We start from the raw sequence: 11,997 nt of genomic DNA, 5'->3' as shown, positions 1-11,997 counted from the left end.
TAGAATCGCGCGTTATTAGCGAGCCACCCTAAAGGCCGCCGTTTTGAAGAGGAAAGCCCCATGAACATTAAAAATACAGGTGTCGCGGCCCTGCTGGTCGCTGGTTTATTGCTGATCAGTGGTTGTGATCAGGCTGAAAAAGCGGCGCAACAGATGCTGAGCAAAACCGCAGAAACGGCCAAACAGGCCATTGATGATACCCACAAGGCTGCGGAACAGGCGTTGAGCGACGCAACGGGCGGGCTGATCGAAAAAAAACAGCCTGACCCAGAAAGCCAAGAAACCTCGAACGCTATTTAACCTGTTGTACGCCAGAGTCAGAACTTACCTATGGACTATCTTTTACAGCTGGCGGCGAACCCCGCCGCTTGGGTTGCGCTGGCCACGTTGATCGTGATGGAAATCGTGCTGGGCATCGATAACCTGATCTTTATCTCGATCCTGACCAACAAGTTGCCAGAGCAATACCGCACTAAAGCTCGCCGAATCGGTATTGGCATGGCGCTGATTCTGCGTTTGGGCCTGCTGGGCACCATTGCCTACATCGTGCAGCTTACTGCGCCGGTCTTTGAGGTATTGGGCAAAGCCTTCTCATGGAAGGATATGATTTTGATCGCCGGTGGTTTGTTCCTGGTATGGAAAGCCACCAGTGAAATTCATCACAGCATGACGCCGCCCTCAGAAGAAAAAACCGACAGTGTGTCGTCAAAAGTGACACTGGGTTTTGCGGCGGCGATTGGTCAGATTCTGATGCTGGATTTGGTGTTTTCCATTGACAGTATTATTACCGCAGTGGGTATGACCGAGCACTTGCCTATCATGGTGATTGCAGTGGTCGTGGCGGTGTTGGTGATGTTGCTGGCCTCCGAGCCCTTGGCCAAGTTCATCAATGACAACCCGACCGTGGTGATGCTGGCCCTGGCTTTCTTGATCATGATTGGCATGACGCTGATCGCTGAAGGTTTTGGTGCCCACGTCCCGAAAGGGTATGTTTACGCGGCGATGGCCTTCTCTGCGACGGTCGAGACGCTGAACATTCTGGCCCGCCGGGTGCGTGAAAAACGTCAGGCTGGTGCGACGAAACGCCTGTAGCCGCTGACGAGGTACGAAGGCTGCGATCGGTTTGGTGCCCTCCACAGGCCAGCGTGGTTTAAGGGGGGCTCCTGGATCAAAAGCCAGATCAAAATCAGGCGGTCGCGATAAAGATCCGTAGCCGTTGACGAGCTTCGCGAGGCTGCGTCCGGCTGCAGAGCAGTCGTTAATCCAGCTGTTGGATCTAGCGTAATGTAGTGACCTGTGCACTGCTCTGTGAAGACGGCATTTTTAATGCGCGTTGATCGGGCTGGCGGGCGCTTTTTCAAGGCTGACTTTCGGTTTTGGCTGCACCTGCGGGTGATGATGGCGGCTGATGCGCATTAAACCCCACAGCATCGCGCCGGCAACGCTTAACCAGCCGCAGATCAGCAAAAAAATGGTTAATGTCGGGCTCATAAGTGCCTCCTTTGCCCCCGATGGGCACACACACATTAAGCAAGAGACAGTCTAGCTTGAGCAGTGTTGCAGTCTATTGACCAAAGGTCGTGCTGCACCAACTGATTTGCTCTATCGCGTCATAATCTCTGCCCTATAAGGCTATACCTCACCCGTTGGCCGTCCTATGATCTGCAGCCATGCCGGATCGCAGGTCTGGCGCTTATTCAAAGCGAGGGAACATGCAGGCAGTGACGGGATTAAGATCGGTGCGACTTTGGCTGGCGTCATTGATTGCGTGGGTGATGGTGGGATGCGCCAGTGTTGAGCCGCCAGGCATCCGCCATTTGCCTGAAAGGGTAGAGCTCAACGGCGTGCCCTTTTACCGTGGCAATGCCCATCAGAGTGGCCCGCACGTGTTAGCCAGCATGCTCGGCGAGCAGCGGATCAGCGTCACCCCGGGCCTGCTGGTCAAGCCTTTGAAATTGCCGGGCGCAGAGGGTTCTTTGCAAGGCAACATGGAGCAACTTGCCGCCGGTTATGGGCTGGTGGTGTATCCCCTGGACACCTCACTCGAAGCGCTGTTAACCCAAGTGGCTGCCGGCTATCCGGTCATGCTGCGTTTTAGCGACGGTACTGTGTGGTCCGAGCCGCGTTACGCGATGCTGGTGGGCTACAACCGTGCCAAGCACACCGTGCTGCTGCGTGCAGGCATGGAGCGCCGGCGGTTGATGGACTTCAACACATTCGAGTCAGCGTGGAAGGATGCCGGGGGGTGGGCGGTGCTGATCCTGTCGCCGGATCAGTTACCGGCCCATGTAGACAAGGCGCGTTGGCTGAAAGCAGCCAACGATTTGTCGCGCTCGGGTCAGGAGCAGGCCGGTGCAAAAGCTATTAAAACGCTGTCCAGCACAACACAATAACTAACGAGGGCTGGCGCAACGTGCGCCAGCCCTTATTGCTTAGAATCCGTACTTGTCCCTCAGACTGTAATACCAAGCCCCCAGTGCCGTAAGCGGCGTGCGCAACAGTTGTCCGCCGGGGAAGGGGTAGTGCGGCAGGTCTGCAAAAGCATCAAAACGCTCAGCTTGACCGCGCAAGGCTTCAGCCAACACCTTGCCGGCCAAATGGGTGTAAGTCACCCCGTGGCCGCTGCACCCTTGCGAGTAATAGATGTTGTCACCGATGCGGCCGACCTGAGGTAGCCGTGACAACGTCAGCAGAAAATTACCTGTCCACGCGTAATCAATTTTCACATCCTTGAGCTGCGGGAAGGCCTTAAGCATTTTCGGCCGGATAATTGCCTCGATATTGGCCGGGTCTCGTGCGCCATAGACCACGCCGCCACCGAAAATCAGGCGCTTGTCACCCGAGAGGCGGTAGTAATCGAGCAAATAATTACAGTCCTCGACACAGTAATCTTGCGGTAACAAGCTGTTGGCCAGCGACTCGCTCAGTGGCTCGGTCGTGATCACTTGAGTACCGCACGGCATGGATTTGGCGGCCAACTCCGGTACTAGATTGCCCAGATAAGCATTGCCCGCAACGATAATAAACTTGGCGCGCACTTTGCCTTGTGGCGTATGCACCACCGGGCTGGCACCGCGATCAATACGCACTGCGGGCGACTGTTCATAGATCGTCCCGCCCAATGACTCGACGGCAGCGGCTTCACCCAGCGCCAGATTCAGCGGATGAATATGGCCGCCGCTCATGTCCAGCAGACCCCCTTGATACTGATCGCAGGCCACCACTTCACGGATACGGCGCTGATCCAGCAGTTCCAGCTGCGTATTGCCGTAACGCTCCCACAGTTTTTTCTGCGCTTCGAGATGGCCCATCTGCTTGCTGGTGATCGCCGCGAAGACCCCGCCGTCCTTCAGATCACACTGAATAGAGTAGGTGGCCACACGCTCGCGAATAATCCTGGCGCCTTCAAACGCCATCTGCCCAAGCAAGTGCGCCTGCTGAGCCCCTACCGTACGTTCAATCACATCAATATCGCGGCTGTAACTGTTAACGATCTGACCGCCATTGCGACCCGAAGCGCCAAAGCCCACCTTGGCGGCTTCCAGCACCGTGACCTTGAATCCGCTCTCTAGCAAGAACAGCGCACTAGAGAGGCCGGTATAGCCTGCACCGATAACACACACATCCGTTTCGATTTCGTCCTGCAAAGCAGGGCGTTCTGGAGCCACATTAGCCGAGGCCGCGTAGTAAGACTGAGGGTAGGGGGTGTTCGACATTCTGCAGCCTCTGTTTTATATTTTTTACGAGTGAAGTCGATGCTACCTGAGAAGAAAACCAGCGGCTAGCCACTGTCCATTGAGGTTTTTTGCGCTTCAAACAAATAATTCGACTATTCATAGAGTTAGCTGCAAAAAAGGTGTTGACACCCCTCCGCAAATCTATAGAATGCGACCCCACAGCAGGCACGTAGCTCAGTTGGTTAGAGCACCACCTTGACATGGTGGGGGTCGTTGGTTCGAGTCCAATCGCGCCTACCAAACAAAATCCGCTCTGCTGGGCGGTCTAGAAGGGCCCACCGAAAGGTGGGCCCTTTTTTGTTGTCTTGGATTTCCCCAGAACGCTCACAAAATATCGGGTTCGTTCACACTGAGCAATGTGAATGCCGATATGAGCTTGGTTTTATGAGGTTTTTCTGTATGCCGTTGAGGTGTAGGTGTAGGTGTTGGCGAGCGTATGTGGAGGTGCAGTTGACGAGGATTATGCGCCAGTGCGAATAGTGAGATAACTGGTATGGCTGCTTTATATTTTGATGGAATTGTTGAAAGTGATATTGAGGAAAGCCATCAAAAGCGAAGCGTTAATAGATGGCTTAACTATTGTTGAATACCTACTGACGTTTGCTAGCTGATGCTTTTCTATTGCCATCGACTAGATATATTTTAGAAAATTTCTGGCCAGCTTCAGATGCTTCTCGTTGCAGTTTTTGTATGTTGTTATATTTTTTCCCAATGCTGCCTACATCAATTACTAGGTAAATGCCTTCTTGAGTGTCCTCTGATTTTTTGTATATTTCTAGCTGTTTTGTATATCCGTGCACAAGATCGTTTGTTGATAGCTTTATCTCTACAACTATTCTTGTATTAAATCCAAAAGAAAATTTGAAATCTACGGGGCCGTTTCCAGTATCGGCTTCTGGGGTTACGTCAAGATTGTTTGACTTGCAATATGCATATGCAATTACAAAGAATAGTCGTTGAGCTGCTTTCTCTCGCCGAGGTTTTTTCTCATCAGACCAATGCTCTTTACAGATCCCTTTGTTTTCTACGAGATCCTGAAATTGTGTGATTATTGTATCAACTAATAATAGGGTGCCAGCGATGTCATCAATTTTTTGAGTTGTTTTAGATGTATTAAGTGGGTACTCAGATGCTATGTCCTTGAGTCTTGTCCAGAACGCCTCCCCGTTGCGGTCGGCATCAAAGTTGTAAGGAGCTTTAGGGACTTCCTTGAGTAGTTCTAGTATTTGTTCAAAAAATTCTTTGCTTTGAAGGGCAGCATCTCTAAGTATCTGCTTATGCCGTTTTGTCATTTTGGCCCAGACTTTTCCTACTCCTGAGCTGACTTTCTCACGGTACTCTTCGTTCTCTTTTGATATTTTCGCAATATCACTCCAGTCAGTGGCTATCGGAAGATCCCTTACAATATCTCTAGGTACAAGTATCAAAGGATCCTTGGTTTGAGGATTTTCGGGTAGCTCAAAAACTTCCCCATTTATTGTAAATTTTTTGTGGGTATCTGGAGTGTTTTGTTCTGTTTTAATGTGAATTCGATGAGATTCAGTAGGATTATATTGGTTGTCATGTCACTAATTCTATCCGGTCCGATGCCTTCCTCAAATAGGGATAGTCCCCTAAAAAGTCGATATCGGTAATGCCTAATGCAACTATTTGTGCCGCGGTTTCAAGTGTGCGTGATGTAAGTTCAGGGCCAAATCCTGCGCCCCTAACAGAAGAACTGTAGCCGAGGCAGGTCCAACTAACTTCGGAGAAGTTGAGTAGTTTCTCTGCCTTCCTCCAGGTTATGTCACCTTTGCATTTAGATGCTGATAATAGTTTTATAATGAATTCGAAACGTTGTTCGTAAGCGGTAGCTGCGCCGGTATTTATTTCCGGATGCTTGCTTTCTGGTAGGAGTAAAGGGTCGATAAATAAGTTTGTATCGACGGTTAATTGCGTATCAATGATGTCAAGTTTCTTAAGAACTTCAGGATCAATATTGAATTGGCTTGATATAGTTTCTAAGCTAGTAATTTTACCCACGTTACTCTCCAGTCTTTTACTAAATACCGATTTTGGCTTGATGCCATAATGATGGCAATTTTGGCTTCAGTGCAAGGCGTAAGTTTTAGGGCGGGGGGGATGTTAATTTGGAATATTTAGATACATAGATTATTTTTTGTGCTTGACAGTAGGTTTTTTATATTTTTTTTAATCTGGCTTGCGAACAATTCCAGCTTCGCATGCACTGATTGTTAAGAGTGTCCCGTTCTGAATAAGGTTTACACCTTCTGATCTATTTTCAGGAGGGCGTAATGGAGACAAGTAAAAGGCGTAGTCAGCGAGACTACACGCTGACCTTTAAATTGTCGGTCGTCGACCAAGTCGAAAAAGGTGAGCTGAGCTATAAAGAGGCTCAGGAGCGCTACGGGATTCAAAGCAAAACGATCGTTCTGACGTGGTTACGCAAGCATGGTCGGCAAGATTGGCGCCCCGGCACATACATTGGCTCGCCGAGGATGGGGTCTATGCCCGACAAAAACCGATCACTAACCCCAGAGCAACGCATTAAAGAGCTTGAACAACAGTTGGCGCTGTCCAATCAGAAAGCCCAGTTTTTCGAGGCGGTCGTGGATGTCTTGAAAAATGACTACGGTCTCTCTGTGGTAAAAAAGCGTCCCGGCAAGTCCTCGCGCAAAAACGAATCCAAAACCTGAGCATCAGCAGGGCTTGCCAGTTCATGGGGATAAGCCGACAGGCATACTACAAACGCAATCTCGCCGATGCAACTCGCCTGGTTCTGGATCAGAAAGTTGCCGACTTCGTTCAGCAAAAACGTCAGCGTCAGCCGCGTCTGGGTACCCGAAAGCTGCACCACTTGTTGCATTGCCAGCCTCAACTTGAGCTGCAAGTGGGGCGAGATCGGCTGTTTTCGATCCTGCGCGAAAGGCGTTTACTGGTGGCCCGCAAGCGGGCGTATCATAAAACCGACAGCCATCATCGCTTTCGTCGCCATCTGAACCTACTCAAACCGGGTCCGGTACAGGTTGTTCCAACCGGCCAGGAACAAGTCTGGGTTGCTGACATCTCCTATCTGCCCACTCGGGAGGGTTTGGCCTATCTGAACCTTGTGACGGATGCTTTTTCGCGAAAAATCGTGGGTTACCACGTCCATGAAAGTCTACACACCGAGTCGGTAGTGCAAGCGTTGCGTCGAGCCGTGAGTCAGCGTCAAACCACGCAGCCCCTATTTAGGACTAGACACCTCAGCGCCCGCATAGCAGAAAAGGCGTAATAGTTTTGGTTTAACTTCGCACAGTCGAATAGGAAAGCGCTGGCATCAATTCTCCAATCTCTCTCCATAGAATCGCCCGGTCATTCATCAGGTTGATAACCGTATGGCTAAAGAGCCTTGGAGCGATTACTGCTGTCCTGCCTGTTACGCCCGGGTATTGAAAGCCAGAGCCTGGGAGAAAGAGCTTAAAAGCAGAGAAGTGCCTTACACCACCGAGCCGCCACTACCACCACCCAAACCTGCGCCTCCTCCAAAACTTGAACCGCCGACCAATGGCTGTGTGTTTGCGAAGTCATGCACGCTGCCCAATGGGGTAATCGACCATAAAATTCCGAATGGTTTTGTACCCGTTGAAACGTTGGAAGAGTACGGGGCGTATGCGGTATTGGGCGCAGTGGGGGCGATCACCACTGAAGGCACCGCGCTGGACTGGATCGGCGGCTCTGGAACTGCTGTTTCACTGGCCAGGCGTTTTGGTGGCAGCCTGGCGCTAAGCACGACTGGTTCAGGAGTCGGTGTAGCCGCGCCGTTTTTGGTAGGCGGTGTAGCGCTATTGATGCCCAACACCACTTCGGCAGACAGCGCCTTTTACAAATCAGAGCAATACGCCCAGCTCACCAAAGGCAATACGCAGGTTCGTATCAACCTTAAATATCTGGACGATGGAGCGGTCAGTGTTTACGGGTTCTACACAGGCAATCAACCGGACTGGAGACAAGTCCCGGTTGTAGCTGCGACCCCCCGCGGTGAGCAACTGGTTGTCGATGTCGGCAACGGTCTGGAAATTATTTGGACTCCAGCCGTCTACACAAATGAAGTACTGGGTATTCCTGCGTTAGAGGCGGCGTCACTAAAGCCTGGTGCATGGGTATTTCCGGCGACCGAGCAAGCTGACAGGATTCTGGAGAATCCAGAGCATCCACCGGAGTACCAGGATTTCATCATCTGGTTTCCCTCTCAGCCGCAGACTGCGCCGATCTATCTGTCGCTCAGTGTGCGCTATGCGCCAGGCGTAGTATCGGGAGCAGGGGAGGATGTGGCGGGTATATGGCTTGATCATGCCAGCAGCGGCATGGGGGCGCCCATTCCGACAGCAGTGGTCGATGTGCTTCGGGGGAGGACGTACAACAGCTTTGACTCATTCAGGCGTGCGTTTTGGAGAGAGGTTTCGAGGGTGCCGGAGCTGGCTGATCAGTTAACAGTGATCAACCTCAAGAACTCACAGAAAGGCCGCTCCCCGCTGGTCAGTGATATCGAGGTGTCTGGGAAAAGAATACGGTTTGAGCTACATCACATAGTTCGAATAGTCGATGGTGGAGGAGTCTACGATGTAGATAATCTCCGGTTAAATACTCCAAAGAATCACATAAAATTGCACGATGGAGGTTAGTTATGAAATTTAAAAACACGCTATCTGAATATACAGAATATGAATTCAGGATATTGATAGAAGAAATACTGCAAGTTAATGGTACTGAAAAATATCAAGATGAGTTGATAATCCATTTCAGATTTTTAGTTAAAGATGTTGGGGGGGCGGATTTGATTTTCTATCCTGAGCCCGGCGCAGATATTTCAGCAGAAGGCATAATTAACACCGTTAAAGCAAGGTGCGAAGCCAAAGGCTTGCGTAGCTTTAAACCACGGTTATAAGATTTCTGAAATCACGTGGAACTTAATGATGGAGAGTGAAAGTGGAATTAAAAAAAGCATTGAGTGATTGCACTGAGCGTCAGTTTGAACGGTTCGTTAAGGAAATGATTGACGATATTGGTAGCGATAACTATCAAGATGAATTCATGTCTCACTTTGATTTTCTTGTAGGTGATATAGGTGGGACAGATTTGATTTTTTATTCTAAGCCCGGTGCGGATGACTCAGCACAAGGCATCACAAAAACTATAAAAAACTGGTGCGAAGCCAACGGTTTACCCGGTTTTAAACCACAATTTTAAGAATCTACCTACCCAATATTTCCCCCGCAAATCCTACAGTGCTGCTCGTTCAACTTGATTTTAGACTTGGACAAGTAACGCTGTGGCCAATAGAAAAGCTAATCATATGATCAATGCAATTAGTTTTCTGCCTGTACCTGAGGAGGGTTAATGCCAGTTCGAACAGTATTCATCGGCCGCCAGCCTTTAGTCGTTCAGATCATTCTGTACGGAGCCCTGGGCGCTCGTTTTGGCCGTGAAAACCGGCTGGCGGTGCATTCCTGCGCCGAGGCTATACTGAGCGCGACGTTGTAGCGGGCGATGGGTTGATTGTCATAACCGCTGACGACCAATCTGTCGGTGCCCAGCACCTTCAAATAATCCGCAACGCCCTGATAATGTACAAATCGTCCGCACATCGTGATGACCTCTTGGCGACAGAGCATTGCTCGAAGCTTAGCCCGTATCAGTATCCCTTCGTCGAAATCTCTGACAGAAGAATTGACCGAAAATCTCCGACGCAGTTAACAGTACGTTCATACATTTAAACGAAAGGCGTGCGTCATGAGCTTTACTTCTCTGGGTCCAATAGCCGAAGGCGGCGTGCGCCTGTCCCTGTGTACTTTCAAAGTGCCCGCAGGCTTCCCGTCCCCGGCAGCGGATCACATTGAGAAGCAAATTTCTCTGGATGAGCTTCTGAGTATTCGAGCGTCGAGCGTGTACCTGGTCAAGTTTGATGGCGACAGCATGCAGGGTGCCGGCATATTTGCAGGCGATCTGGCTGTGGTGGATCGTGCGATTGAACCCGTTCATGGCCATGTCGTTGTAGAAATATTGAATAACGACCCACTGTGCAAGCGGCTGGTTATCCGTAATAAGTCCATAATCCTGAGGTCAGAGAATTCCAAGTTTCCCGACAGGCACATTTTGGAAGGGGATGAATTCTCAGTTTGGGGTGTGATCACGTATACGGTGCGAAGCCATTTACGATAAAAGTTTGGGGATATGTTCGTTCGGCAGAACGCCGGAGGAGGTTGAAAAGCCACAGTGACTTTTCGAGTGACATCGTTACTCATTGTCCAGCAGGGTTGGGCATCGTTGCAGCGAGCGCCTGTTACTGAAGTCCCAGTATTTACTGGCGCTTAGTAAGTCCAGCTTGAATGGGGTGCAAGTCGGCTTTACGTATCATTCTTTTCAATAATTGGGGGGGGGCGATTTAGCGTTCCAGTTATATTTCGCTGATATAGCACAAAGTCCCGTCGAATTTTCCTGACGAATACTATGACGCCCTAACCAATCCAGGGTTCAGAATCTGTTTTAACCAATTACTCAAGTCGTCCAGTTCGGCAGCGCAAATCGTATGCCCCATAACATAGCTATGCCATGACACCTCATGACCTTGTTTTTGCAACAGGTTACCTGCGGCAATCGCCAGTCCTGGCAAAATAATAGTGTCTTCTTGGCCGTGAGCTAAAAAAATAGGGGTTTGTCGATTAGCCTCGCTCTGCTCACGTTTAGTAGTGGGCGCTAGCGGTAAGTACCCAGACAAAACGAAAACTCCCCCCAAGCGTTCCTTGAACCGTATACCTGTCATTAACGATAACGCGCCGCCCTGAGAAAAGCCTCCAATCACTATCCGATGCGGGCTGATTCCACGATCTATTTCTCTGCGTATCAGGCTTTCGTAGTAGCGCAGTCCAGCTCTCAGACCTGTTTCATCTTCCTGCTCAACAAAGTTTGCGCTGCGCAAGTCATACCAAGCCGGTAAACGTTCGCCGCCGGCCCAGAGTACGGGCTGTATTGGAGCACTGGGCAAAACCACTCGGACAGCACCCAAATTCTGCAGGTCGAGGTGACGGATGATTGGCTCAAATACACGTCCACTGCCGCCCATACCGTGCAACAGAATAATCGCAGCTTCAGGACGCAGCCCCGTCACAAATTCAAGCGGCGCACGAACATTCTCGTAATACATCCAGTCACCTCACTTGAAAAAGTACCCATTGACAAAATATCGATGCTAGGAGTAATTCTTGATAAGTCAAGGATGTCTGGCTACTCACATTTGGAGGCAATTATGAGAATCGAAATTTGGTCTGATTACGCCTGCCCTTACTGCTACATAGGCAAGCGTTACCTTGAGCAGGCCTTAAAAGAGTTCGAGCACGCTGATAGCCTGGAAGTCGTTTACAAAGCTTTCGAATTAGACCCCAGCGCCGCCAAAGAGGCTACAACGACTACGTTAGGTCGAATCGAGCATAAGTATGGAAAGAGCAGGGGCCAAGCGCAGGAAATGATCGACCATATCGTTGCAATGGCAGCGCGTGTCGATTTGGATATGCGTTATGACAGTGTTCGATATACCAATACGTTTGATGCTCACCGACTGACCAAATTCGCGTTCCGGCATGGTAAGGGTTTGGAGATGAGCGAAAGGCTGTTTAACGCCTACTTTACCCAGAATCTTCCCCTTGCGGACCATGATGTATTGATTGAGATTGCCGCTGAAATGGGACTGGATCGTGTCGAGACGCAAGCAATGCTGGCGTCGGATATGTTTGCAGAGGATGTCCGAGCAGATGAGCATCGCGCCCACGAGATGGGAATTAGATCTGTACCACACATGGTAATTGATGGTCAGCACAATTTTGTGGGTGCACAGCCAAAGAGCCATCTACTCACAGCTATTAGAGAGATCTGGGCTGAACAGCAAGCCCGCGAACAGGTGTCTTCAGTAGACGGGATCGCGTGCGACATTGACGGTTGCCGACTCCCCTCATCCTGATACTGCTGGGGTGGCCCGTCCACTGATCGTTTTTCTAAAAATAAAGGGCGAGTTGTTAGATCATCAGACCGGAAGAAGGGTAAGCCACGGCCTCCTTAGATTTCCCGGGGTGAGTGCAAATCTGCTTCTGGCTGGCAGCTGTGATACCTCAAAGTTAAGCCTGACTACTGTATGAAAATACAACGCCAAGTTATTGATTTATATAGGCTGATTCAGCGATTTTTGGCTGTGATCGAACTGAATAAAACCTATATAAATCATACGTTT

Annotated in this window: 14 protein-coding genes, 1 tRNA gene and 1 pseudogene; 11 read left to right on the top strand and 5 right to left on the bottom strand. The window is 50.1% G+C overall.

Annotated elements, in window-relative coordinates; translation table 11 throughout:
- Window positions 1–60 precede the first annotated feature (60 nt).
- Both ACI7MX_RS14395 and ACI7MX_RS14390 read left to right on the top strand, forming a co-directional pair.
- A complete protein-coding gene (locus tag ACI7MX_RS14395) occupies window positions 61–300 on the top strand; it encodes a hypothetical protein (protein ID WP_314488284.1) in 240 nt (79 codons plus the stop codon).
- Between the two features lie 30 nt (window positions 301–330).
- Window positions 331–1,092, top strand: coding sequence for a TerC family protein (locus ACI7MX_RS14390; RefSeq protein WP_314488282.1), 762 nt, complete (start codon window positions 331–333; stop codon window positions 1,090–1,092).
- 231 nt (window positions 1,093–1,323) lie between these two features.
- Here ACI7MX_RS14390 and ACI7MX_RS14385 read toward each other — a convergent pair whose 3' ends face one another.
- On the bottom strand, window positions 1,324–1,491 hold the full coding sequence (locus ACI7MX_RS14385) for a hypothetical protein (protein ID WP_167654283.1): 168 nt from the start codon (window positions 1,489–1,491) through the stop codon (window positions 1,324–1,326).
- Between the two features lie 221 nt (window positions 1,492–1,712).
- Between ACI7MX_RS14385 and ACI7MX_RS14380 the strand changes: the two genes are divergently transcribed.
- A complete protein-coding gene (locus tag ACI7MX_RS14380; protein WP_314488278.1) occupies window positions 1,713–2,393 on the top strand; it encodes a peptidase C39 family protein in 681 nt (226 codons plus the stop codon).
- Window positions 2,394–2,432: 39 nt separating this feature from the next.
- Here the strand turns inward: ACI7MX_RS14380 and ACI7MX_RS14375 are convergent, their stop codons facing one another.
- Complete coding sequence (locus ACI7MX_RS14375) at window positions 2,433–3,716, bottom strand: NAD(P)/FAD-dependent oxidoreductase (protein WP_405589413.1); 1,284 nt, start codon at window positions 3,714–3,716, stop codon at window positions 2,433–2,435.
- A 184-nt stretch (window positions 3,717–3,900) separates the two neighbouring features.
- Between ACI7MX_RS14375 and ACI7MX_RS14370 the strand changes: the two genes are divergently transcribed.
- A tRNA-Val gene (locus tag ACI7MX_RS14370) sits at window positions 3,901–3,977 on the top strand.
- A gap of 350 nt (window positions 3,978–4,327) precedes the next feature.
- On the opposite strand, the gene ACI7MX_RS14365 is transcribed toward ACI7MX_RS14370, so the two are convergent.
- Window positions 4,328–5,164 carry a hypothetical protein gene (locus tag ACI7MX_RS14365; RefSeq protein ID WP_405589416.1) on the bottom strand — a complete coding sequence of 279 codons (837 nt, stop codon included), beginning with the start codon at window positions 5,162–5,164 and terminating at the stop codon, window positions 4,328–4,330.
- Between the two features lie 133 nt (window positions 5,165–5,297).
- Window positions 5,298–5,759: a hypothetical protein gene (locus ACI7MX_RS14360; protein ID WP_405589419.1), complete on the bottom strand. Its 462-nt coding sequence runs from the start codon at window positions 5,757–5,759 to the stop codon at window positions 5,298–5,300.
- 272 nt (window positions 5,760–6,031) lie between these two features.
- On the opposite strand from ACI7MX_RS14360, the pseudogene ACI7MX_RS14355 reads away from it, so the two are divergent.
- From ACI7MX_RS14355 to ACI7MX_RS14330, 6 genes and pseudogenes are all read left to right on the top strand, one after another.
- Window positions 6,032–6,966: pseudogene (locus tag ACI7MX_RS14355) on the top strand (IS3 family transposase); the annotation flags it as partial.
- A 148-nt stretch (window positions 6,967–7,114) separates the two neighbouring features.
- The gene (locus ACI7MX_RS14350) at window positions 7,115–8,401 is read left to right on the top strand and encodes an S-type pyocin domain-containing protein (RefSeq protein ID WP_405589422.1); all 1,287 of its coding nucleotides are present in this window, start codon (window positions 7,115–7,117) and stop codon (window positions 8,399–8,401) included.
- A gap of 2 nt (window positions 8,402–8,403) precedes the next feature.
- Window positions 8,404–8,664, top strand: a complete 261-nt coding sequence (locus ACI7MX_RS14345; RefSeq protein ID WP_314488265.1) for a bacteriocin immunity protein — start codon at window positions 8,404–8,406, stop codon at window positions 8,662–8,664.
- Window positions 8,665–8,705: 41 nt separating this feature from the next.
- A complete protein-coding gene (locus tag ACI7MX_RS14340; protein ID WP_405589425.1) occupies window positions 8,706–8,966 on the top strand; it encodes a bacteriocin immunity protein in 261 nt (86 codons plus the stop codon).
- Window positions 8,967–9,116: 150 nt separating this feature from the next.
- Window positions 9,117–9,260 (top strand): hypothetical protein, encoded by a 144-nt coding sequence (locus ACI7MX_RS14335; protein ID WP_405589428.1) that lies wholly within the window; start codon window positions 9,117–9,119, stop codon window positions 9,258–9,260.
- 249 nt (window positions 9,261–9,509) lie between these two features.
- Window positions 9,510–9,938 (top strand): LexA family protein, encoded by a 429-nt coding sequence (locus tag ACI7MX_RS14330; RefSeq protein ID WP_405589431.1) that lies wholly within the window; start codon window positions 9,510–9,512, stop codon window positions 9,936–9,938.
- A gap of 286 nt (window positions 9,939–10,224) precedes the next feature.
- On the opposite strand, the gene ACI7MX_RS14325 is transcribed toward ACI7MX_RS14330, so the two are convergent.
- Window positions 10,225–10,920: an alpha/beta fold hydrolase gene (locus ACI7MX_RS14325; RefSeq protein WP_314488254.1), complete on the bottom strand. Its 696-nt coding sequence runs from the start codon at window positions 10,918–10,920 to the stop codon at window positions 10,225–10,227.
- Between the two features lie 102 nt (window positions 10,921–11,022).
- Between ACI7MX_RS14325 and ACI7MX_RS14320 the strand changes: the two genes are divergently transcribed.
- Complete coding sequence (locus tag ACI7MX_RS14320) at window positions 11,023–11,730, top strand: DsbA family oxidoreductase (RefSeq protein ID WP_405589434.1); 708 nt, start codon at window positions 11,023–11,025, stop codon at window positions 11,728–11,730.
- Window positions 11,731–11,997: the final 267 nt, after the last annotated feature.

It is taken from the genome of Pseudomonas sp. 2024-210 (assembly GCF_045062345.1).
Taxonomy (GTDB): Bacteria; Pseudomonadota; Gammaproteobacteria; order Pseudomonadales; family Pseudomonadaceae; genus Aquipseudomonas.
Note: the sequence above shows the minus strand (reverse complement) of the source record. Positions and strands in the feature narration are given on the sequence as shown.